The organism is Tolumonas lignilytica (assembly GCF_000527035.1).
Classification (GTDB): domain Bacteria; phylum Pseudomonadota; class Gammaproteobacteria; order Enterobacterales; family Aeromonadaceae; genus Tolumonas; species Tolumonas lignilytica.
The window spans coordinates 638,348-663,225 of sequence record NZ_AZUK01000001.1; the positions used below are offsets into that span (position 1 = coordinate 638,348).

General features: G+C 46.4%; 19 protein-coding genes. 9 read left to right on the forward strand and 10 right to left on the reverse strand.

Annotation, left to right across the window (positions count from 1 at the left end; translation table 11 throughout):
* Positions 1-150: 150 nt before the first annotated feature.
* Positions 151-2,151: a transketolase gene (gene tkt / locus H027_RS0102960; protein WP_024871046.1), complete on the forward strand. Its 2,001-nt coding sequence runs from the start codon at positions 151-153 to the stop codon at positions 2,149-2,151.
* A 59-nt stretch (positions 2,152-2,210) separates the two neighbouring features.
* Here tkt and H027_RS0102965 read toward each other — a convergent pair whose 3' ends face one another.
* On the reverse strand, positions 2,211-3,863 hold the full coding sequence (locus H027_RS0102965; RefSeq protein WP_024871047.1) for a putative transporter: 1,653 nt from the start codon (positions 3,861-3,863) through the stop codon (positions 2,211-2,213).
* Between the two features lie 222 nt (positions 3,864-4,085).
* On the opposite strand from H027_RS0102965, the gene H027_RS0102970 reads away from it, so the two are divergent.
* Together H027_RS0102970 and H027_RS0102975 are read left to right on the forward strand one after the other, a co-directional pair.
* Positions 4,086-4,466, forward strand: coding sequence for a hypothetical protein (locus H027_RS0102970; protein ID WP_038149415.1), 381 nt, complete (start codon positions 4,086-4,088; stop codon positions 4,464-4,466).
* 23 nt (positions 4,467-4,489) lie between these two features.
* Positions 4,490-4,774, forward strand: coding sequence for a DUF1289 domain-containing protein (locus H027_RS0102975; protein WP_024871049.1), 285 nt, complete (start codon positions 4,490-4,492; stop codon positions 4,772-4,774).
* Here H027_RS0102975 and H027_RS0102980 read toward each other — a convergent pair.
* From H027_RS0102980 to guaB, 4 genes are all read right to left on the reverse strand, one after another.
* A complete protein-coding gene (locus H027_RS0102980; RefSeq protein ID WP_024871050.1) occupies positions 4,762-6,084 on the reverse strand; it encodes a leucine-rich repeat-containing protein kinase family protein in 1,323 nt (440 codons plus the stop codon). The two genes, H027_RS0102975 and H027_RS0102980, sit on opposite strands and share 13 nt — an antisense overlap.
* Before the next feature lie 101 nt (positions 6,085-6,185).
* Positions 6,186-7,400, reverse strand: a complete 1,215-nt coding sequence (locus H027_RS0102985) for a multidrug effflux MFS transporter (RefSeq protein WP_024871051.1) — start codon at positions 7,398-7,400, stop codon at positions 6,186-6,188.
* 227 nt (positions 7,401-7,627) lie between these two features.
* A complete protein-coding gene (guaA, locus tag H027_RS0102990) occupies positions 7,628-9,205 on the reverse strand; it encodes a glutamine-hydrolyzing GMP synthase (protein WP_024871052.1) in 1,578 nt (525 codons plus the stop codon).
* Positions 9,206-9,301: 96 nt separating this feature from the next.
* The gene (gene guaB / locus H027_RS0102995; protein WP_024871053.1) at positions 9,302-10,765 is read right to left on the reverse strand and encodes an IMP dehydrogenase; all 1,464 of its coding nucleotides are present in this window, start codon (positions 10,763-10,765) and stop codon (positions 9,302-9,304) included.
* Positions 10,766-10,941: 176 nt separating this feature from the next.
* Between guaB and xseA the strand changes: the two genes are divergently transcribed.
* Complete coding sequence (gene xseA, locus H027_RS0103000) at positions 10,942-12,288, forward strand: exodeoxyribonuclease VII large subunit (protein WP_024871054.1); 1,347 nt, start codon at positions 10,942-10,944, stop codon at positions 12,286-12,288.
* On the opposite strand, the gene yciA is transcribed toward xseA, so the two are convergent.
* Entirely contained in the window at positions 12,285-12,683 is a 399-nt protein-coding gene (gene yciA / locus H027_RS0103005) for an acyl-CoA thioester hydrolase YciA (RefSeq protein ID WP_024871055.1), read from the reverse strand. The genes xseA and yciA overlap by 4 nt on opposite strands.
* Before the next feature lie 118 nt (positions 12,684-12,801).
* On the reverse strand, positions 12,802-13,440 hold the full coding sequence (locus H027_RS0103010; protein WP_024871056.1) for a YchE family NAAT transporter: 639 nt from the start codon (positions 13,438-13,440) through the stop codon (positions 12,802-12,804).
* Positions 13,441-14,030: 590 nt separating this feature from the next.
* Between H027_RS0103010 and adhE the strand changes: the two genes are divergently transcribed.
* Complete coding sequence (gene adhE, locus H027_RS0103015) at positions 14,031-16,703, forward strand: bifunctional acetaldehyde-CoA/alcohol dehydrogenase (RefSeq protein ID WP_024871057.1); 2,673 nt, start codon at positions 14,031-14,033, stop codon at positions 16,701-16,703.
* 119 nt (positions 16,704-16,822) lie between these two features.
* On the opposite strand, the gene nfsA is transcribed toward adhE, so the two are convergent.
* Complete coding sequence (gene nfsA / locus H027_RS0103020) at positions 16,823-17,545, reverse strand: oxygen-insensitive NADPH nitroreductase (RefSeq protein WP_024871058.1); 723 nt, start codon at positions 17,543-17,545, stop codon at positions 16,823-16,825.
* A gap of 170 nt (positions 17,546-17,715) precedes the next feature.
* Between nfsA and H027_RS0103025 the strand changes: the two genes are divergently transcribed.
* From H027_RS0103025 to H027_RS0103040, 4 genes are all read left to right on the forward strand, one after another.
* Positions 17,716-20,274, forward strand: coding sequence for a bifunctional diguanylate cyclase/phosphodiesterase (locus H027_RS0103025; protein WP_024871059.1), 2,559 nt, complete (start codon positions 17,716-17,718; stop codon positions 20,272-20,274).
* Between the two features lie 97 nt (positions 20,275-20,371).
* Positions 20,372-21,370 (forward strand): response regulator, encoded by a 999-nt coding sequence (locus H027_RS0103030; RefSeq protein WP_024871060.1) that lies wholly within the window; start codon positions 20,372-20,374, stop codon positions 21,368-21,370.
* 8 nt (positions 21,371-21,378) lie between these two features.
* Positions 21,379-21,819, forward strand: a complete 441-nt coding sequence (locus H027_RS0103035) for a PAS domain-containing protein (RefSeq protein ID WP_024871061.1) — start codon at positions 21,379-21,381, stop codon at positions 21,817-21,819.
* 119 nt (positions 21,820-21,938) lie between these two features.
* Positions 21,939-22,694 (forward strand): TerC family protein, encoded by a 756-nt coding sequence (locus H027_RS0103040; RefSeq protein WP_024871062.1) that lies wholly within the window; start codon positions 21,939-21,941, stop codon positions 22,692-22,694.
* 99 nt (positions 22,695-22,793) lie between these two features.
* On the opposite strand, the gene aroC is transcribed toward H027_RS0103040, so the two are convergent.
* A complete protein-coding gene (gene aroC / locus H027_RS0103045) occupies positions 22,794-23,882 on the reverse strand; it encodes a chorismate synthase (protein ID WP_024871063.1) in 1,089 nt (362 codons plus the stop codon).
* A 7-nt stretch (positions 23,883-23,889) separates the two neighbouring features.
* On the reverse strand, positions 23,890-24,867 hold the full coding sequence (gene prmB / locus H027_RS0103050) for a 50S ribosomal protein L3 N(5)-glutamine methyltransferase (protein WP_420804626.1): 978 nt from the start codon (positions 24,865-24,867) through the stop codon (positions 23,890-23,892).
* Positions 24,868-24,878 lie beyond the last annotated feature (11 nt).

Consider the following 24,878-nt stretch of genomic DNA (forward strand, 5'->3'; position numbering starts at 1 on the left):
CGCGCCATCCGTGGCGCGGAGGGTCATCCGACAGGGATATCATTCCTCGTTTCCCATTTGTGTTGTTTCCGCCCCATCAACGCCAGTCTTATCAAGATTCCTATTTATTTAATTGAACTAATTCCTTAGCTTGAAACTGGAGTTTTCTAAATGAGTTTAGATGCTAAAACCCTTGCCAATGCCGTGCGCATGCTCAGTGTCGATGCAGTACAACAGGCCAACTCCGGCCACCCTGGTGCTCCAATGGGCATGGCCGATATCGCCGAAGTGCTGTGGCGTCATCATTTAAAACATAACCCAGCCGACCCACAATGGCTGAACCGCGACCGCTTTGTGTTATCCAACGGTCACGGCTCGATGCTGCTCTATTCCCTGTTACACCTGACCGGTTATGAACTTTCTATTGACGATTTAAAACAATTCCGCCAACTGCATTCCAAAACACCGGGGCACCCGGAACATGGTTATGCGCCTGGTATTGAAACCACCACTGGCCCGCTCGGTCAGGGTATCGCCAATGCCGTCGGTATGGCGCTGTCTGAAAAAATTCTGGCGGCACAATTCAATAAACCCGGACACAACATCATTGACCATTACACCTATGCGTTTATGGGTGATGGCTGTCTGATGGAAGGCATTTCGCATGAAGTCTGCTCTTTGGCCGGAACATTAGGCCTTGGTAAATTGATAGCCTTCTGGGATGACAACGGTATCTCAATTGATGGTCATGTGGATGGTTGGTTCACTGATGATACTCCCGCTCGTTTCCGCGCTTACGGCTGGCAGGTTCTGGATTCTGTCGACGGACACAATCCGCAGGAAATTGAACAAGCTATTCAGGAAGCCCAAGCCGATACACAACGCCCAACCCTGATCTGCTGCAAAACCATTATCGGTTACGGTTCACCGAATAAATCCGGCAGTCATGATTGCCACGGTGCACCCTTGGGTAAAGACGAAATCGCCCATGTACGAGAATTCCTGAAATGGCCTCACGCTCCTTTTGAAATTCCGCAGAATATCTATCAGGCGTGGAATGCCAAAGAACAGGGGCAACATTATCAGGCCAACTGGCAACAACATTTCAGCGCCTATCGCGCCGAATACCCAGAGTTAGCAGCCGAACTCCTTCGTCGATGCTCAGGCCAGTTGCCAACAAACTGGGCCGAACAAGCCAACGCCTATATCGCCGACTTGCAGGCTAATCCGGCCAACATAGCCAGTCGTCAGGCCAGCCAGAAAGCACTGAATCAATACGCCAAGATACTGCCTGAACTATTGGGTGGCTCTGCGGATCTAGCCCCATCAAACCTCACCCGCCACACATCAGCTCTTGATGTGAGTGTCGATGTTCCGCAAGGGAACTACATGCACTATGGCGTCCGTGAGTTTGGCATGTCTGCCATCATGAATGGCATGGCGCTGCATGGTGGGTTTATCCCTTACGGCGGCACCTTCCTGATGTTTATGGAATATGCCCGCAACGCCGTACGTATGGCTGCACTGATGAAGCAACGTTCTATTTTCGTCTATACCCATGATTCGATTGGTCTGGGGGAAGACGGCCCGACACACCAACCAGTAGAGCAACTGGCCAGCCTGCGCTTAACACCGAATATGGAAACCTGGCGCCCATGCGATCAGGTAGAAAGTGCTGTTGCGTGGAAAGCCGCGATTGAGCGGGCAAACGGCCCAAGCGCGCTGATCTTCAGCCGTCAGGCACTGACGCAACAGGCAAGAACAGGCCAACAGCTCAGTGACATCGAACGCGGTGGCTACATCCTCAAAGATTGTGACGGCACGCCGGAGCTCATCATCATGGCGACAGGTTCTGAGGTCAGCCTTGCCATCAATGCCGCCAACACACTCCAGGCAGAAGGTAAGAAAGTCAGAGTCGTTTCGTTACCCTGTACCGAGCGTTTTGACAAACAATCGGCAGAGTACAAAGAACAGGTTCTGCCTAAAGCCGTCCGAGCACGCCTCGCGATTGAAGCCGGTATTGCCGGTTACTGGGAGCGCTACACCGGGTTGGATGGTGACGTGATTGGCATGACCAGCTTTGGTGAATCTGCACCGGCAGACCAGTTGTTCAAACTGTTTGGGTTTAGCGATGAGAATGTTTTAGCGAAAGCGCGCGCATTATTGTCTTAATGCCTCGCCCATACGACAAAGCCACCGATCTCGGTGGCTTTGTTATTTTCAGCGAACGTCTAACCGCCGCTCCACAACAAGATAATCAACAGTTGCGGTGAAATAATGCGTAAAAACATCACCATCGGATAAACCGTCGCATACGATAAGGAAGCCGCATCACAGGTTGGATGGATCGCATTGGCAAAAGCCAATGCTGGGGGATCTGTCATCGACCCGGCCATCAAGCCGCACAACGACAAGTAATTTATCCGCCCGAAGATTCTGGCCAGCACACCCACGATCAGTAATGGGAGTAAAGTGATTGCCGCACCACATGCCATCCAGAGTAACCCGTCACCATGAATCAAAGTCGCAATAAATCCGCCCCCTGATTTCAGACCGACCACCGATAAAAACAAAACGATCCCGATTTCACGTAACGCCAAATTCGCGCTCGGCGGCATAAACCAATACAAAGAACCGACATTACCAATACGGGATAGTATTAACGCCACAATCAGCGGTCCACCCGCCAGCCCCAGTGATAACGCCGCCGAAAATCCCGGTACATAAAAGGGAATCGATCCGACCAATACCCCCAATCCAATACCGATAAATACAGGTAACATCTGCACCTGTTGCAATTTGTTCTGCGCATTCCCCACCACCCCAGCAACGGCATCAATCGCTTCAGGCCGCCCCACCAGATTCAGAATGTCGCCGAATTGCAATCCTGAGCCACTGGTTGGCACCAATTCGATACCCGCCCGGTTTAAACGTGAAACCACCACATCGTATTTATTTTTAAATTGCAGCTCGCCCAGATTTTTACCCAATACTTTCTCATTCGTCACCACCACCCGTTCCACCCGCATGTCTGTGCCCTGGGTTGACAGCGAGGCAGCCACTTCATCACCAATAACCAGTCTGACCTTACGCAGCGCTTTCTTATCACCAACCAGATGCAACAGATCCCCCAACTGAATCACAGTATCTGATTTAGGAACCAGCAATTCGTTATTTCGTTTCAGGCGGGAACAGACCACCTCACCTTCCTCTAAATCCGGAATTTCCTGTAAGGTCAGTCCATTAAGATTCGTATTTTTAACTTCCACATTCATCGTCTGCAATCCGGCATGTCCCAAGCCAGATTGTTGCTGATATAACCGGGCCTCACTGTCTACATTGATCCTGAAAACCAATCTGACCAGCCACATAGAAAGCAGGATGCCGCAAATACCGAATGGATAGGCTACGGCATAACTCAGTGCCATCACATTGGAATCTGCCCCCAGCGAGCTCAACATTAATTGCCCCGCTCCCAATGAAGGCGTATTGGTCACCGAGCCGGAATAAATGCCCAAAATTACAGGTAATGGAATATTTAAGACTTTATGAATAATCACCGCGATCACGGCGCCCAGCACCACCAATAACGCAGCGAACGCATTCAACTTTAATCCCGATGAACGTAACGAAGCAAAAAAGCCCGGGCCGACCTGGATCCCGATGGTATACACAAATAAGATAAGACCAAATTCCCGGATAAAATCGAGTGTATGAAAATCAATAACCAGCCCATATAACTTCGCAAAATGACCAACAGCTATCCCGCCAAATAACACGCCGCCGATGCCTAACCCCACGCCATAAACCCGCAAGTTTCCAAGCCACAATCCCACTATGGCTACCAGAGATAACACACTCACTGCCAACGCAATTTCATTCATGCTAAAGGTCTCCTGACATATTCCAGTATCCCTCAAGCCCGGAACATCTGATCCAAGCCAGAACTTTCCCACATCATTATCAATACGTTAATGTTAGAGAGGATCCTGTGTGCCATTTGGCAAAATCAGTAAATTTCCTTAGAAATGAGAGGGACATCGCCAAAAGAGTTCTAAAATTAATGTGAATGAAGGCACCGCCATCACTACATGAGGGATAACATGATGAAGTCTCAAACATGGATCCTATTCAGCACATTACTCATCACTTCTGCCGCACAGGCTAACGACAGCTTTAATGCTGAACTCAGCCATTTTATCGGCAATACGGCCATCGCAAGTGGAACCACTGTGCTCACCGACAAATATTGGCCGGAAAATAAACACCCCGCCATGACCGGTTTTGTCGTCAGTACATCAGAAGCTTTTTTAGGTGAGGCAGGTGATTATGCCTTGGGTGGGCATTTTTCAGTGCTTGATGTCGTCGTTGGTACTTTTGGCGCCGCAGTTGGTTCTTATGCCACAGATAAGTTGTACATCGCCCCGAAAATAAGTCATCAAGATGGTGACGCAACTTATGGTATGATGATGATCTATCGTTTCTGATCAATACGTGGTGGCGCGGCAACATGGGTGAAGCAAACCATCAGGAACAACTGGAACTCTTTCCTATTCCCAGTCCTTGCATCGGATATTGCCAGACAGATAACAAAGGTTACTGTCTGGGCTGTTTCCGTTCTCGTGAAGAGCGTTTCAACTGGCTGAAATATACGCCGCCACAGCAACGCGAAATTATCCGTCTTTGTAAGCAACGCAAATACCGCCGATTACTCGCGGCACAACAAAAACAGGCAACGCCGGAAGACGAAGCCTCAACCACGTTGCCACTATTTGGTGATGATTACGAAGCCTGAGTAATCTGCTGTAAACGACCGCAAATATCCGCAAATGAAGGGCGATATGCCATTTGAGGTTGTAAACAAGCCGCGATCAATTGCTGCAGCGCTTCCTGAACGGAAACGCTTAAATCATCACAACGCGCCGTCAGTTCCTCTAATAAACAACCAAACGCCCTCACCTCCAGACGCTGGAATTGCTCAGAACGATGCAGCTCTGCCGGGTCAAAAAATGATGCTGCACCAAAATCACTGAGTAAGGCATCACCTGTGTTTGTCCATAAAATATTATGCGCATAAAGGTCACCATGCATGACCCCTTGCTGATGCAGATGACAAGCAGCTCCTGCGATCTGAGCGGCTATTCGCAACAAGACAGATTGAGAACAGCGTAGTTCTGCCGGATAAACATCGCGGGTACATGACTCAAGACTCGGTGGCCCGGCCAGATTGCCAAACTCATTCGGGATCAATGCCATGACCAAACCGTCGACGCCGTCCGGATGATTCTGAATCTGGCCCACCGTTTGTGTCAGACCGGTATGCCGACCGGTTTTCATCGTGGCGGCCATTTCGCACAACGGCAGACCATCACTGGTCATCGCTCCTTTAAACAGTTTCACGGCCACCGGTTGCAAATAATCGTTTTGCCGGAGCGTTGCCCGGTAAATCAGGCCCGACGCGCCCTCACCCAGCAGTTCAGCGATATCTAACCGATGCCAGTCAATTTTTCTTTGCTCAGCGCGCAAAGCCTGTTGTTCCAACTGATGCGAAAATGGATTACCTGCATACGCCAGCCACGTTAAGCGCGGCAATGACAACAACCAGTCAGGAAATACAGCCAAGCGGTTGGCCGCAATCCGGATCAATTCCAAAGCCTGACAGTTAGCCAGTGAGACCGGTAGTTCAGAGAGCTGATTTCCGGCCAGCATGAGCTTTTGTAACGCAGTACAATCGCCGATATTATCAGGCAGGCTTTTCACTCGATTGTCCGTCAGGATCAGCCAACGTAATTGTGAAGGCAACGATTCTGCCGGCACATCCTCAATCTGATTGGATTTAAATCCAACCATACTAAGTGACGGACATTGCCCCAACACAGCGGGTAACTGGGTAAACTGATTCTGTGAACAAAAAATCACTTTCAGCCGGGAAAGCCGAGCGAGGTCATCGGGCAACGATGAGAGATGATTACCCGAAAGATCAAGAATCTCCAGCGAGTCTGCCAGTGAGAAAATCTCTCGGGGGAACTCCGTTAAACCGCAACAGAGCGTTAACCGGCGGATCCCTTTTAATTTCCCCGCCCGCAGTTGTTCAAGTGTGTGCATCATCATCCCTATCAAAAAGAAACCCGCAGATAGCGGGTCTCTTATACAACCTTTGAAAACGACTGGATTATATCAAATACATAAACCACACGGGGGTGCTTTTATTTCTCGATGGTTTTGATTCTCACCACCAGCGCGCTGCCACAGGTAAAAAGTAACATGATCCACGTCATCGTCCATGGAGTCTGATTACCAAAAAAAGCCAGTAATAACGATGAAATAATACCGCTGCCATATTGCAAAGAACCGATCAATGCTGACGCAGAACCGGCTATTTCCGGCACTTCATCTAAAGCAGCCGCTGTTGCTGACGCCGCAATAACTCCATTCATTGAGAAAAAAATGAAGATCAGCCCCAGCATAAGATATAACCCACCGACATCCATTCTGACCGCAATCCCCATCGCCAGCATGGCCAGCGCAGAGATCAGGCTGGAAACCCGTAACAGGCGCTGTAATGAAAATCGCCGAACCAACGTACGATTGACAAAACTGATAGCAACAACGCCCAAAATATTGACCGCAAATAACCAGCCGTAATACTGAGCCTCCACGCCGAAATAAGAAATATAAACGGCCGGAGACCCCGTGATAAACGCATACGCAGCGACATAATATAAGGTCACGCATAAGGTATATTTCATGAAAGCGACGTTTTTCAGTAACCGCGTGTAATTAGTAAACACCGACTGAAACGACGCTTTGGTGCGTTTTTCCGGTGCCAACGTTTCCGATAACCAGGCCAAAGAGATAAACATCAGCGAGCCGATGATCGCCAGTAACCAGAAAATGCTATGCCAATCGGAAAAACGGATGATCTGCCCACCCAACAGCGGTCCGGCAATTGGCGCGATCGCCATGATGATCACCAACGTAGAAAGCATCCGGGCGCCTTCTGTACGAGAAAACAGATCCCGTATCATGGCTCTCGCCAGCATCGGGCCGGTACAAGCGCCAAGTGCCTGGAAGACACGCCAAAAGACAATGCCCGTCATACTGTGCGATGACGCACAACCTATCGAACCAATGACAAACAACACCATGCCAATAAACAAGGGAATGCGACGACCAACATGATCGCTGATTGGCCCCCAGATCAACTGGGCAATCATGAAACCGATGAGAAAGCCTGTTACCGTGAGTTCAACATTCCCATGAAGCTCGCGGGCCATTCCCGGCATCGCAGGCAGATAAATATCCGTCGATAGCGAAGTAAAGGCCATTAAAGCACCCAGAATCGACATCAGCCAGATACTGGTTTTTGCTGTTACCGACTCATCCGGCAGGCTCACGACTTGTTCTGCGGTATTACTCATCAACATCTTCCTCGAAAAACATCAATGACTCTGGATATTCAGAGGCATTCATTTCCAAGAAAGATAATAACAGCGATCGGTTTGCGCATAATCAGTGAAAACCGCAATGCCGTTATGAGTGATATTCATGAATCAATGAAAGGAAAGAAAAATGACTGAAAGCGAGCAAATTAGAGTTAACAAAAACCCCGAATAATCGGGGCTTTTGTTTGAACACAGATGGGAGATTATTCCCACTCGATTGTTGCTGGCGGCTTACCAGAGATATCGTAAACTACACGGCTTATACCATTGATTTCATTGATTATTCTGTTAGAAACATGACCTAAGAAATCATATGGCAGGTGTGCCCAATGAGCAGTCATAAAATCGATCGTTTCTACCGCACGCAGTGAAACAACCCAGTCATATTTACGACCATCGCCCATTACACCCACAGAGCGTACTGGCAGGAATACGGTAAATGCCTGGCTCACTTTGTGATACAGATCCGCCTTGTGCAGTTCTTCGATGAAGATCGCATCAGCGCGACGCAGTAAGTCGCAATACTCTTTCTTCACTTCACCCAGCACACGAACACCTAAGCCTGGGCCTGGGAACGGATGACGGTAAAGCATGTTGTATGGCAGACCCAGCTCCAGACCAACACGGCGAACTTCATCTTTAAACAGTTCACGCAGTGGTTCAACCAAGCCCATTTTCATATCGTCAGGCAGACCGCCAACGTTATGATGCGACTTGATCACATGGGCTTTACCAGTCTTAGACGCAGCAGACTCAATGACGTCAGGGTAAATGGTGCCCTGAGCCAGCCACTTCGCGTTAGTCAGTTTCTTCGATTCATCATCGAATACTTCGACAAACACACGGCCGATTGCTTTACGTTTCAACTCAGGGTCAGCAATGCCTTTCAGCGCAGACAGGAAACGCTCTTCCGCATCCACTTTAATGATGTTCAGACCGAAATGATCGCCGAACATTTCCATGACTTGATGGCCTTCATTCAGACGCAGCAAGCCGTTATCAACGAATACACAAGTTAATTTCTTGCCGATAGCACGGTGGATCAACATAGCAACAACTGATGAATCCACACCACCAGACAGGCCCAGAATCACTTCATCGTCACCTACCTGCTCTTTGATGCGTTTCACGGCATCTTCGATGATGGTGGCTGGCGTCCACAACGCGTCGCATTGACAGATGTCTTTTACAAAACGCTCCAGCATACGGGCGCCTTGTTTGGTGTGAGTTACTTCAGGGTGGAACTGCACGCCATAGAAACGTTTAGCTTCATTCGCCATCGCCGCATGCGGGCAAGTTGGTGTCGCCGCAATAGTCACAAAGTCAGCTGGAATAGTCGCCACTTTATCGCCGTGACTCATCCAAACATCCAGTTCAGGACGACCGTTGTCAGCCAATGAATCTTCAATGCTATGGAACAATTCGCTGTCTTTTACCAGCTGCACTTTCGCGTAACCAAACTCACGTTTGTCTGAGCTTTCTACACTGCCGCCCAGCTGTTCAGACATGGTCTGCATGCCATAACACACACCCAGAACAGGTACACCAGCATTAAACACATACTCTGGCGCACGCGGGCTACCCGCTTCCGTCACAGACTCAGGGCCGCCAGACAGAATGATCCCGTTTGGATTAAACTCGCGGATCTGCTCTTCAGTTACGTCCCACGCCCACAGCTCGCAGTAGACGCCAATTTCACGCACACGACGTGCAATCAGCTGGGTATATTGCGAACCGAAGTCCAGGATCAGAATACGGTGATCGTGAATATTTTTACTCATGGTCGTCCTAATCATCATTAAGGAGTGGCCAATACGACAACATCCGTTGTCGTATGAAATAAATCAGGGCGCTGTGCGCCCTGACTGTTGGTCAATTTAGCCCATGCGATAGTTCGGGGCTTCTTTCGTGATCGTCACATCGTGTACGTGTGACTCCTGAATACCTGAGCCGGTGATCTTCACGAATTCTGCCTTAGTACGCAAGTCCTCTATTGTAGCAGAACCAGTGAGGCCCATGGCAGAGCGTAAACCACCCATTTGCTGATGAATGATCTCTTTTAACCAGCCTTTGTAAGCTACACGGCCTTCAATACCTTCCGGAACCAGCTTGTCAGCCGCGTTATCAGACTGGAAGTAACGGTCAGAAGAGCCTTTCGACATCGCACCTAATGAACCCATACCACGGTAAGATTTGTAAGAGCGACCCTGATACAGCTCGATTTCACCTGGAGATTCTTCAGTACCAGCAAACATGGAACCCACCATCACCAGACTTGCACCAGCAGCAATAGCTTTGGAAATGTCACCAGAGAAGCGGATACCGCCATCAGCGATGACTGGAATACCAGTGCCTTTCGCTGCTTCAGCAGCGTCAGAGATTGCAGTGATCTGTGGCACACCACAACCAGTAACGATACGGGTTGTACAAATAGAACCTGGGCCGATACCCACTTTCACCGCACTCACACCCGCTTCGATCAGTGCTTCAGCACCTTTCGCGGTCGCAATATTACCGCCAACGATAGGCAGATTCGGGAACTGCTGACGAGTTTCACGGATACGATCCAGAACACCCTGAGAGTGACCATGAGAAGAGTCGATCAATAACACGTCAACACCGGCAGCAACCAGTGCAGCAACACGTTCTTCGTTACCCGCACCGGCACCGACAGCAGCACCAACACGCAGACGACCCATCGCGTCTTTACACGCGTTAGGCTTGCGTTCTGCTTTCTGGAAATCTTTTACGGTGATCATCCCTGACAGTTTAAAATCGTCATTTACGATCAGCACTTTCTCGATACGGTGTTTTTGCATCAAAGATTGTACTGATTCACGAGATGCATTTTCATGCACCGTCACCAGACGTGACTTCGGTGTCATCACTTCATGCACTTTCATGCTCAGATCCGTCACGAAACGGACGTCACGACCCGTAATGATCCCCACCAGCGAACCATCGGTATCAACAACAGGAAAACCACCGAAACCACTGCGGAAGGTCAGCTCCTTGATCTGAGCAATGGTCATATCCGGGAACACAGTCACCGGGTCAGTCACGATACCACTTTCGAATTTCTTAACACGGCGAACTTTGTCAGCCTGTTGTTCGATAGACATGTTTTTATGGATGAAACCTAAGCCACCTTCCTGAGCCAGTGCAATGGCCAGACGCGCACCGGTCACGGTATCCATCGCAGCAGAAACCATAGGAATGTTCAGCACGATATCTTTTGTCAGATGAGTGCGCAGATCGGCGGTATTAGGAAGAACAATGGAGTGTGCAGGGACCAACAGAACGTCGTCAAAGGTCAATGCTTCTTTAGCTATGCGTAACATGGCAACATCTCACCGTTAATGTATGAAAGGGGGTGGGTAAAATATTGCAGCGAGATTTTAGGCACTTCATGGGTCGAGGTAAAGCAATTTTGCGTTTTAAATCACAAAATTTTTTACCTCTGTCTCAGGTCATTGTTATTATTAGACTCTATTCCGGCTAATCGAAGAGTGTAACAGTGGCGATTTCTCAACCTGTAATTTATACCGTCAGTCGACTAAACACTGTTGTTCGTCTCCTTTTGGAACAGGAAATGGGCTTGGTCTGGTTGACCGCTGAAATCTCTAATCTGGTACAACACAGTTCCGGTCACTGGTATTTCACGCTGAAAGATCAACAGGCACAAATTAAAGCCGCTATGTTCAAAGGGCAAAACCGTCGTGTCAGTTTCCGCCCACAAAATGGCCAGCAAATACTGGTTCAAGGGCAGTTATCGTTGTATGAGGCGCGGGGCGATTATCAATTGATCGTCGAAAAAATGCAGCCTGCTGGCGATGGTCTATTGCAAATGAAACTGGAAGCCCTGAAAACTAAACTGTCAGCCGAAGGGGTATTCGATTCACAACGAAAGCGTGCTTTACCAACACAACCGAAGCAAGTCGGTATTATCACCTCCCCAACAGGCGCAGCCGTGCACGATATGCTGACGATTCTGGCCCGGCGAGATCCAGCATTACCCGTGATCCTCTATCCCAGTGCCGTACAAGGTGAAAGTGCTGCTCCTGCGCTAATAAAAGCGTTAGAAACCGCCTGGCAACGCAACGAATGTGATGTGTTGATTATCGGCCGAGGTGGCGGTTCTTTAGAGGACCTCTGGTGCTTCAATGACGAAAGCGTCGTAAGGGCCATAGCTGCCAGCCCAATCCCGATTATCAGTGCTGTGGGCCATGAAACAGATGTAACACTCTCTGATTTCGCCGCCGATTTACGTGCTCCCACGCCATCAGCGGCGGCTGAATTAGTCAGTCGGGATCAGCAACAACAATTGCACAAAGTAGCGCAATATCAACATCGTCTGCAGCAGGCAATCCAGCTTCGGTTACAACAGTATCACCTCAGCTGGCAGCAAAAATTTACTCAACTCAATATTCAGAATCCTGAATTTCAGCTCCGGCAAAAAATACAAAAACAAGACGAACTGCAATCTCGTCTGGAAAGAGCTATGGTGCAAAAAATGCGGCAGAGCAGACAACAATGGGAAAGAGAGCACCAGCGATTACAACACCAGTCCCCTCAACAACGTCTACCGCTTCTGACAAAGCAGCATTCTCATCTGCTCCAGCGACTGTTAGCCGCTATACAGAATAAGCAACACACTAGTGAACAAACGCTATCCCGTTTAAGTAGTCAACTCAATGCATTAAGCCCACTGCAGGTTCTTGCCCGAGGTTACTCGGTAACCACAAATGCCAACGGTGAATTGATCCATAACAGTCATCAGGTAACGGAAGGCGAAAAACTCAGTATCCGATTACATGAAGGAACTTTGCTGGTAACAACAGAAAAGGTTCAACCCGGAAGTTAAACCTTAGGAACAACTCTGGACTGCCCTGCATCATCAATGGCGACATAGGTAAACACACCCTCAGTGACACAATAACGCTCGAAACTATCTGATCGAAGCAAGGGCTTTATCCAGACCTCAAGATGAATCGTCATGGATGTATTGCCAATACGAATACATTCACCATGTACGCATACCGCATCACCAACTTTAACCGGTTTGTGAAATGTCATTCCCTCAACGGCAACAGTAGCAATACGGCCACGGGCAATTTCTGTTGCCAGCATCCCACCCGCCAAGTCCATCTGCGACATGATCCACCCACCGAAAATATCCCCATTCTGGTTCGTATCAGCCGGCATGGTCTGGGTACGAATAATCAATTCACCACGGGGATAACGGATTACATCACTCATCGACAACTCTATTATGTAATGAAAGTGTTAAATATACGCCTGAAGTTCATCAACGGCCAGATTCAACAAATACTTAACAGATGATTCATACTATCGATTCAGCATGTACATATATTCATTACGCCAATACGGGAAACATATGTTTAATACCCGCCACCATAATTTCAATCCCAAGGGACATCATAATCAGCCCCATGATACGGGTAACCACGTTGATGCCGGTACGTCCCATCAAGCGAAACAATAAAGGGGCAGCACGAAAAATCAGCCAAGATAAAAAACAAAAAACCACCACAACCAAGCTCATGCCAAGTAACTGTTTTGCTGAGTTAAATTGAGAAGAATAAACAATGGTTGAACTGATCGCACCTGGTCCGGCCATTAAGGGTAATGCCAATGGTACAACCGCTATCGACTCCTTCGCCAAGGTATCACCTTTTTCCTCTTTGTTATGGCGAACCTCACCCAACTTGCCCTGTAGCATTGACCAGGCAATCAACACGATCAATGACCCTCCTGCTATACGGAAAGAGGCAATCGAAATATCGAACGCATCCAGAATTATTTGCCCAAAAAACATAGAGACCCACAAGATCACCATGACTGCAAAATTAGCCGTAGTATTCGTTCGCAAGCGTTCCTGGGGTGTTTGCTGACTAGTCAGACTAACGAAGACTGGTAGCAACCCCAACGGATTAATAATCGCGGTCAGACCAATAAAAAATTTCAGATAAACCGAAAAAGAGAGAGGATCCATAGTACGGCAAGCGGCCTCGTGCAGTAGAAAATAACAGTGAAGGAAACAACAGCAGAGTAACTAAAACAAATCTTTTTCACCAGCAAGATTAATTTATGAGCATAAAGTTTCGGATTAGTTTTTTTTATCCAAATTAGGTAAGTTGTCGTAATTCATACACAGAGTGTCATTGCCAACAAAATACTGGTCAGTCCATCAATATGCGTATGTTTTAGACAAAATTAAATTCTTCAGCAGGTATTGCCTATATTTCTGTCTAAGAAAAGTACAATCCGTCAATAAATCACTCACCGCCTTATCTGGTGCGGCAATTGTGATTTTTTAGTTACAGAAATGTCAAAAAACATCAAATCCTAATCCGTGTTTTTAATATGGTTTTGCCAATGACAATACTTACGTAACTAAAAGAAGGAATTAAGACATTAATTATATCGCTTGCTTACAACTGTTGATTCAGATCAAATTTTTACGCATTACCTACTTCTATAATCGACTACGAAAATTGTTTACTAAGTCACACTATAAAAACAGCTGCTATAGTGATGTACGTGCCTTAATAAACCGTTTTTCAAACTCACTAGGAGAAATGTATGCCAGTAACCAACGTTGCTGAATTGGATGAGCTGATTGCCCGCGTTAAAAAAGCACAACGCGAGTTTGCAACTTTCAGCCAAGAACAGGTAGACAAAATCTTCCGCGCTGCTGCTCTGGCAGCAAACAATGCCCGTATTCCTCTGGCTCAAATGGCCGCTGCTGAATCAGGCATGGGTATCGTTGAAGATAAAGTGACTAAAAACCACTTCGCGTCCGAGTACATCTATAACAAATACAAAGACGAAAAAACCTGTGGCATTCTGGAAGAAGACAAAAACTTCGGTACCATCACCATTGCAGAGCCAATCGGTATCATCTGTGGTATCGTTCCAACTACCAACCCAACTTCTACTGCGATCTTCAAATCTCTGATTGCACTGAAAACTCGTAACGGTATCGTTTTCTCTCCGCACCCACGTGCTAAGAACTCTACTGCAGCCGCTGCACGTATCGTTCTGGAAGCTGCTGTTGCTGCTGGTGCACCTGCTGACATCGTTGGCTGGATCGACGCGCCAACTGTAGAAATGTCAAACTACCTGATGAAGCACAACGACATTAACCTGATCCTGGCTACTGGTGGCCCTGCAATGGTTAAAGCTGCTTACTCTTCTGGTAAACCAGCAATCGGTGTGGGTGCTGGTAACACTCCAGTTGTTATCGATGAAACTGCAGACATCAAACGTGCTGTTGCTTCTATCCTGTTATCAAAAACTTTCGACAACGGCGTAGTTTGTGCTTCTGAACAGGCCGTTATCGTAGTTGATTCAGTTTATGACGCAGTGAAAGAGCGTTTCGCTTCTCACGGCGGCTACATCCTGAACAAAGACGAAGCTGATAAAGTTCGTAAAGTTCTGCTGATCAATGGCGCTCTGAACGCAGCCATCGTAGGTCAGCCAGCGACTAAAATCGCTGAACTGGCTGGCATCAAAGTGCCTGCTGACACCAAGATCCTGATCGGTGAAGGTGCTAAGATCTGCCACGAAGAAGAATTCGCTCACGAAAAACTGTCTCCATCTCTGGGTATGTTCCGTGCGAAAGATTTTACTGAAGCTGTTGATTTCGCTTGCCAGATGGTTGATCTGGGCGGTATCGGTCATACTTCAGCTCTGTACACCGACCAAGACAAAAACGACGATCGCGTTCGTTACTTCGGTGACAAGATGAAGACTGCTCGTATCCTGATCAACACCCCAACTTCTCACGGTGGTATCGGTGACCTGTACAACTTCAACCTGGCTCCATCACTGACTCTGGGTTGTGGTTCATGGGGTGGTAACTCCATCTCTGAAAACGTAGGTCCAAAACACCTGATCAACAAGAAGACAGTAGCTAAGCGAGCAGAAAATATGCTGTGGCACAAACTTCCAAAATCAATCTACTTCCGTCGTGGTTCTCTGCCTGTAGCACTGACTGACCTGGAAGGCAAAAAACGCGCAATGGTTGTTACCGACAGCTTCCTGTTCAACAACGGTTATGCTGACGAACTGGTTCAAATCCTGAAAGACAAAGGCATGGAAGTAGAAGTATTCTACGAAGTGGCTGCTGACCCAACTCTGACCATCGTTAAGAAAGGTGCAGAGATGATGAAGACTTTCAAACCAGACGTAATCCTGGCTCTGGGCGGTGGTTCACCAATGGACGCTGCGAAGATCATGTGGGTTATGTACGAACACCCAGAAACTCACTTCGAAGAACTGGCAATGCGTTTCATGGACATCCGTAAACGTATTTACAAGTTCCCTAAAATGGGCGTGAAAGCTGATCTGGTATGTATCACTACTACTTCAGGTACCGGTTCTGAAGTTACTCCATTCGCAGTTGTAACTGACGACCTGAACGGCGGTGTTAAATACCCACTGGCTGACTACGAGCTGACTCCAACCATGGCAATCGTTGATGCGAACCTGGTTATGAACATGCCTAAGTCTCTGTGTGCGTTCGGTGGTATCGACGCTGTTACCCACGCTACCGAAGCTTATGTTTCTGTACTGGCTAACGAATACTCTGACGGTCAAGCTCTGCAGTCTCTGAAACTGTTGAAAGAATACCTGCCAAGCAGCTATGCGAACGGTTCTAAGGATCCAATCGCTCGTGAGAAAGTACACAACGCTGCAACCATCGCTGGTATTGCATTCGCTAACTCCTTCCTGGGTGTTTGCCACTCAATGGCTCACAAACTGGGTGCTGAGTTCCACATTCCTCACGGTCTGGCGAACGCACTGTTGATCGCTAACGTTATTCGTTACAACGCGAACGACAACCCAACTAAACAAACTGCGTTCTCTCAATACGACCGTCCACAAGCTCGTCGTCGTTATGCAGAAATCGCTGAACACTTGGGTCTGACTGCTGCTGGCGACCGTACTGGTGCGAAAGTTGAGAAACTGTTGACTTGGTTGGAAGGTCTGAAAGCTGAGCTGGATATCCCTGCATCTATCCGTGAAGCGGGTGTGAACGAAGCAGCATTCCTGGCAAAAGTTGACCAACTGGCTGTTGAAGCGTTCGATGACCAATGTACTGGTGCTAACCCACGTTTCCCACTGATCTCTGAACTGAAACAGATCCTGTTGGATTCTTACTACGGTCGTCCTTATGTTGAAGCAACTGCTGTTGCTGTAGCAGAAGAAGCAAAAGAAGCGAAAAAAGACGAAGGCAAAAAGAAAAAATAATTTCTGATGCTGAATATCCCGCCGTAAAATTGGCGGGATATTAAAATTAATGCTTCATAAAAAGCCTTCATGAATTTGAAGGCTTTTTTTTATATATGCGTTTTGGCTTTACCAGTGCTTCATTTTTTGCAATAACCCTGTTGTTGTAAATAATCGAGCATAAACGGTCTGGCTTCTTTACTCAGAATGCCCTTGATCTGGCTTGTCCAGCTATGTTCTTTATTGTTGCTTGAACGAGAAGCATAATAATTTTGTATTTCCTGATCATATTGCTCAAGCACCGCTCTATTGACAGGCTGATAGTGATTTTCATGCAACATCAACGCTTTGGGTAACCGGGGTTTAATCTGCGGATCTTGAGCTGGATGGCCAAGACATAATCCAAATAATGGGATCACCAATTCTGGTAAACCCAGCAATTTGCTGATTTCAGCAGGATGATTACGTACAGCGCCAATAAAAACGCCGCCTAACCCCAACGATTCCGCTGCTACTAACATATTTTGCCCCATCATTGCAGCATCAATGGCGCCAATTAATAGTTGTTCGACGAAACCTGTTTTTGCTTCCGGTGCAATTTGCACGTGTCGATTGAAATCAGCACAATATAATAAAAACTCTGCAGCCTCTGAAATATAAGGTTGTTCTGCAGCAAGATGCATGATTTGTTGACGTATTTGTTTATCGGTAATACGAATAATCGAGACAGCCTGAAGAAAGCTTGAGCTGGGTGCTTGCTGCGCTGCAGCCAGAATAATGTCCAACTGCTCAGATGAAATCGGCTCCCCCGTATAAGCACGGATGGAACGGTGTGCTCTCATCAATTTAATCGTTTCATTCATAATGATTGCTCTTCATTAATTAAATACTGCAATATGGTTATGCCGTACAGATCACGAATCCATGTAAATTAGCCATTTTAGGGGTTCAATAGATGCAGAATAAAGTAACTGTACTGGGTCAATAACGATAGTATGAATCAGGGATAGAAAAATATTCGGTAGCAAAATCTATGATTAAAACTTACACATTAGAAATCGAAAATCATAGCCATTTGTCTTCTGACTTTCAGAATTTTTGTGAGCAGCACCCTCTCTCAGATTGCTCATCAGTGCTGATACAAGTCTTTACTTGCCTGACTCAGATAGAAGAGATCGCCGCGCTCATCCAGACTATCACCTCTTATTTACCCAAAGCCAAAATCTTGGGTACATCCACAGGTGCCTGGATCGCAGGTCAACGTTATCATGATCAACACACGCTCCTTCAAATATGTTCGTTCGAATTCAGCACGCTAAAAACACTGCTAATCCCTAAAATTGAACTCGATATTCCTGATTTAGCGCAGACAATAAATCAGCACTTATTTGATGAACACACACAATTAATGCTGCTGTTTGCCAGCCCTCGGATTCCAAATGCCGGTTTACTACTGGATAGATTGTGCCAGTTAATGCCGGATATTACGTTGGCCGGTGGTTTTTCATCTCAAAGCACGACACAGCATTCGTCGCTACAGTTCACAGAACAGGGGATCACAGAGCAAGGTCTTGCCTTTGTATCCATATCCTCACCGAAGTTATACCTCCTCAATCGGTATGCTTTTGGCTGGAAAGGTGTCGGTAAACAGCTCACGCTCACGTCCGTTGAATACAATCGGGTATTCACCATCGACCATCAACCAGCACAAGATATCTATATGAAATACCTGGGGGCAGAAGTTGGTGCTTGCTTGGCCACGACCATGTCTGATTTCCCGCTATTTCAAGTACAAAATGGAGTAACGTTATCGCGAAGCCCCCGAATATTTCATGAGGACGGTTCAATAACTTTTGATGGAAAACTATTGGAAAACAGTAAAGTGCAATTCGCTTTTGCTGATCTACCCAATATTTCCAAAGAATCACGTTATTTGCTTTCACAGCTCCCATTAGAGCAAGCCGAGGCCACCTTTATCTACTCCTGTGCCGGTCGACTCGATTATTTAAAAGAGAGTATTCAGTCAGAACTCGAAATATTCAGTGACTATCCTTGTGCTGCCGGGTTCTTTTCCTATGGTGAATTCTTCCACCATAACCAAAGCACACATATTCTGGGACATACGCTCACCTGTTTGCTGATGTCAGAATCAACACCGTTAACGACACATGAAGCAGTAGACAAATGGAAACCAAAGACCAATCTGCAGCAATCAGGGCTATATCATTTATTACGCACCACGAGCGAAGAGCTTGATCAGCTCAATAGTTCATTACAGGTAGAAATAAAACGGCAAACACAAACGATCTATGACCAGCTCTACTATCACAAATTAACTAAACTGCCCAATCGTCATCGTTTGCTTCAGGATTTGCGCTATAACCATGATTTCTTTCCTCGTCATTTAGCCATATTAGATATCTTATCTTTTAGTGCTGTTAATGATTTCTATGGTATTGATACGGGAGATCAGGTATTGATTCATGTTGCTGAACGGCTACAACACCTGATTCCTGAGCCTAATAATGACTACCGGATTTATCATCTTACCGGTGGACAATACGCGGTCGCCGCCAATAACAATATTATCGAAGCTGCTTTTACCGATCTTATTACGTTGATACAGGACAATTTCAAACACGCAGATGTACAAATTGGTCAAAACCGATTCAGCATTCAATATTGTACCGGTATCAGCTCTCGCCCATCAAAATGGCACGAAAATGCCACGTCACTATTAACCCGAGCGGATAAAGCACTGAAACAGGCCAGAAAAGACCATACTAACATCGTGTTTTATCATAAGGATTTACCCATACTGCAAGAAATTGAACGTAATCAGATCATGACCCAAACGGTAAAACGAGCCATTCAACATGATCAGCTTTGGGTTCAGTTTCAACCGATTTACAGTGCCAAGGATAATTCCATCTGTCATTTTGAATGTCTGATACGTTTATTCGATGAAAATAAAAAAGTTATCTCGCCGAATGATTTTATCCATGTTGCCAAGAAGGCTAATCTCTATCCGGATATTACCCAAAAAGTACTGACGGAAGCCGTCAGGATGATCCAAAAAACGTCCTATACGTTTTCTGTCAATATTTGTGCTTTTGATTTTGTCGATCCCAATACCGTTAGTCTCATTGACCAAATACTGCAAGATCGCTTTGTTTCTGAACGACTGATATTTGAAGTGGTTGAAACAGAGAGCATGGGTGACTATGAATTGGTTCGTTCCTTTCAAAAACGAATCACTCAAGCAGGCGCTTGCCTGGCTGTCGATGATTTTGGTTCCGGTTACTCAAACTATGCTCATTTAGCCCATTTAGGGGCCCAGCAGCTAAAAATTGACGGTTCGTTGATTAAAGTCTGTCATTACGATCCGTTGATGCTGAATATTGTTCAGTCGATAGTGACATTCGCCAAACATATTGGGGTGAAAACTGTGGCGGAATTTGTCTGCTGTGCTGAGTTAGTGAAAATTTGCCAGCAATTACAGATCGATTACCTACAAGGGTTTTATCTATCCCCTCCTGTGACAGAAAATGAATTGCTACAACTACTTTCTCAGCAAGCACAGCAATTTTGAGTAGTAGTACAGAGTTTCGATAGTAATTAGTGTGAATATATCATTAATACATCATTCTCATTTTATACTCAGGTAAAAGACCAATTTGAGAAATCAGATGCCACTTAATGTATTAATTTGTGATGACTCAGCCTTCGCACGTAAACAGCTTGCCAGAGCTTTACCAACAGATTGGAATGTAAACGTCCATTTTGCGGGTGATGGTCAGGAAGGGCTAGAGCAGATTTTATCTGGTCATGGCGATTTGGTTTTCCTCGACCTGACCATGCCCGTCATGGATGGCTACCAAGTATTACAAGCGCTTCTACATGAATCGTTGAAGACCAAAGTTATCGTTGTTTCAGGTGATATTCAACCAGCAGCCCATGCGCAAGTGACCGCCATGGGCGCATTGGCATTCATTAAAAAACCTTGTTCAAGCGAAGAAATTGTCGCCTTACTGACAGAACTTAATCTTTATCAGCCAGGTGGCGAACCATCCGAGGTTGCAGAACAAACGCTCAATTTGAGTGTAGAAGTACGCGACGTATACCAAGAAATAGCAAACGTCGCCATGGGACAGGCCGCCGATCTATTAGCCCGTATGCTAGGGCAATTTGTGATCCTACCAATTCCAAACGTCAATGTTTTGGAGGTTGGCGAACTGCATATGGCACTCAATTCAGCTTCCGGCGAAAGCACATTATCTGCAGTATGCCAGGGGTTTATCGGAGCCGGTATTGCAGGCGAAGCCTTAGTATTATTTCATGATTCAAGTTTTGCTGATCTGGCCAAGTTGATGAAATATCAAGGCATTATGGATAGGAATGCTGAGCTCGAATTATTGATGGATATGTCCAATGTATTGATTGGCGCCTTCCTGCGTGGTTTTGCCATGCAATTAGATGTTCCATTTAATCAAGGTCACCCCGTCGTATTGGGACAACATCGTCCGGTAGAGGACTTAATCAAAGCCAATCAGCACCGTTGGCGTCGAACATTAGCCATAGAAATTAACTATAAAATCCGAGATCACCAAGTCCAATGCGATCTGCTGCTACTATTTACAGAGGATTCACTGCAGTACATGAACCATAAAATCATGCATCTGCTCTAGGAGGCACCATGGATATCCGTGAATTTCATTGGCTTGCCAATATTATCCAGACTCTGGATGTCGGTTTAGTGGTTATCGATCTGGAAGGCCGTATTCAAATCTGGAATGGCTTTATGGAAAGTCACAGCGGAAAGTTAAGTGGTGAAGTCAAAGATCGTGATCTGTTTGAAGTTTACCCTGAGTTAGACCGCCCTTGGTTAGAAAGAAAGCTCGCCATGGTTCAAACATTAAATACCCGCGCTTTTATTTCATGGGAGCAAAAACCTTTTCTGTTTCGCTTTTCAAATTACCGTCCCATTACTGGTAGTGCTGAATTTATGTACCAGAATGTGACCATCATTCCCCTTCCTGATTTTACGGGGGAAGTTCAGCATATTGGCTTATTAATTTACGATGTCACTGATGAAGCGTTAGGTCGTCAGTTACAAAAAGAATACCCTGTCTCCTGAAATAACTATACCTCGGTTAAACCGAACAATCTCTTCACTTTTCTCTGCTAATAGCTATAAGGTCAGACTGCTAAACTCTCCGGCAGTCTGATTCTTTAAATACGTTGTTGGATAACATGATGCTTGAATGGATTGTCGAACCGTCTGCGTGGGTCGCATTGGCGACGCTGACACTGCTGGAGATTGTCTTAGGTATAGATAACATCATTTTTATCTCCATTTTAGTGGGTAAATTACCGCCCGAAAAACGCCAGAAAGCCCGGATATTAGGATTGGCTGGCGCGATGGTGACCCGGATCATGCTCCTGCTTTCTCTGGCTTGGGTCATGCGCTTAACAGCCCCTTTATTTACGATAATGAATGAAGCCATTTCAGGGCGTGATCTCATTTTAATCATCGGTGGTTTATTTCTGATCTGGAAAAGTACACATGAAATTCATTCCAGCCTGGAAGGGAGTGTCGAAGAGCATCATGATAATAAAAAACAGGTCGGTTTTATCTCAACACTATTTCAAATTGCCATTCTCGACATTGTATTTAGCCTTGACTCGGTGATTACCGCTGTCGGTATGGCGGATCATGTGCCGGTCATGGTGTTAGCTATCATGATTGCTGTAGGGATTATGATGTTTGCCGCGAAACCGATTGGTGATTTTGTCGATGCAAACCCAACCTTAAAAATCTTGGCATTGGCGTTCTTAATTATGGTTGGTATGGCATTGATTGCCGAAGGTTTCGATCTGCATATTTCGAAAGCCTATATTTATACCGCAATGGCATTCTCGTTAATTGTCGAAATGCTGAACATCAAAATGCGTAAAGGTATGGAGAAAACAATCCATCTGCATAAAACGTTTGAAGAAGAGAATCAATAACCGGCCCCAAGATAATAATGAGTCTGTGCAGGCCGATACAGACGTCGCGATAAAAAATAAAGACCGCCTTGGCGGTCTTTATTTATCCCAAAAACTTTTCTATTTCAGTTTTGGCGTAGTCGTGACCACGTCGTAATTTTGAGCACGATGACGTAACAGATGATCCATCAACACCAGAGCCAGCATAGCTTCTGCGATCGGTACGGCACGAATACCCACACAAGGGTCATGACGGCCACGGGTCACCATCTCCATCGGATTTCCCTGTTTATCAATGGTTTCGCCAGGCACCATAATACTGGAGGTCGGTTTTAGTGCCAGACCGACAACGATCTCCTGCCCACTGGAAATACCGCCAAGGATACCGCCGGCATGGTTACTCTGAAACCCTTCTGGCCGCATCGGGTCTCGATGTTCAGACCCATGCTGTTCCACCACAGCAAAACCATCACCAATTTCAACACCTTTTACCGCATTGATCCCCATCATGGCATGGGCAATATCCGCATCCAGACGATCAAAAACCGGCTCACCCAAACCGACAGGCACGCCAGTGGCGACTACTTTCAGTTTGGCGCCAATAGAATCGCCCTGTTTTTTCAAGTCGCGCATGAATGCATCTAAATCATCCAACTTATCCGGATCAGCAAAGAAGAAAGGGTTAGTTTCTATTATTGATTTATCAAAACGTTCCGCTTTGATTGTGCCAAGCTGTTCCAGAAAGCCAAAAATTTCGATACCGCAGTGTTCTTTCAGATACTTTTTGGCAATCGCCCCTGCAGCAACGCGCATTGCCGTTTCTCGCGCAGAAGAACGTCCACCACCACGGTAATCACGAATACCATATTTCTGATGATAGGTATAATCAGCGTGTCCAGGGCGGAACAGATCTTTAATGTCTGAATAATCTTTAGAACGTTGATCCGTATTTTCAATCAGCAAACCGATCGACGTACCCGTTGTTTTGCCTTCGAATACGCCAGATAGAATTTTTACTTCATCATCTTCGCGACGCTGTGTCGTAAAGCGTGAAGTGCCTGGTTTGCGACGATCCAGATCACCTTGCAGATCGGTTTCTGCCAATGCCATACCTGGAGGGCAGCCATCCACAATCGCACCTAAAGCCAACCCATGGCTTTCACCGAAGGTGGTGACCCGAAATAATTGTCCGAAAGTATTACCTGCCATAATGTCCCTAACTTAATGCTTGTGTGAACAAAGTCTGATACTGATCGAGCTGAGCTTTTGTCAGTACAAACACCCCGTCACCACCATGTTCAAATTTAATCCATTCAAATTCGACTTCAGGGAACAGTGCCGCCAGATGAACCCAGCTGTTCCCTACTTCTACAATCAGCACACCATTATCTTTCAACAACGCGCCTGCTTCAGCCAGGATCCTGCGAACCAGATCCAAACCATCATGACCTGCGGCAAGTGCCATTTCAGGTTCATGGTGAAATTCTTCCGGTAGATCATTCATATCTTCCGCATCTACATACGGAGGATTAGAGACGATCAGATCATATTTATCGCCTACAGGTAGTGCATCAAACAGATCTGAGCAAATCGGGATCACTTGTCCCAACATGCCATGCATCTCTATATTCATTTCACAGACCGCCAATGCATCCGGCGACAAGTCTAAGGCATCAACCTCCGCCGCAGGGAATGCATGCGCCATCGCAATGGCGATACAGCCAGACCCCGTACACAGATCCATAATGCGGGTCGGTTCATGTTGCAGCCACGGAGCAAATTGTTTCTGAATCAGTTCTCCGATGGGTGAACGTGGGATCAATACACGCTCATCAACATAGAACTCATACCCAGCAAACCAAGCCTTGTTGGTGAGATAAGGTGCAGGTACACGTTGTTCAATGCGTTGTTGAATCAGATGGACTAAATTTTCACGTTCCGTACGAGTTAAGCGCGCCAGACGCAGATCAGAATCAACGACTGGTGGTAAATCTAATGCGGGTAATAACAATTGAATTGCTTCATCCCAACTATTATCAGTACCATGACCATAAAATAAACCCGCAGCATTAAACTGACTGACAGCCCAACGCAGCATGTCATTGAGGGTTCTGAATTCGTCGATGACTTCATCAACATTGCGATTATCCAAATGCGCCTCCGGTTGATCCGGTTGTCGCAGTAAACCGCACATGGCTGTTTAGA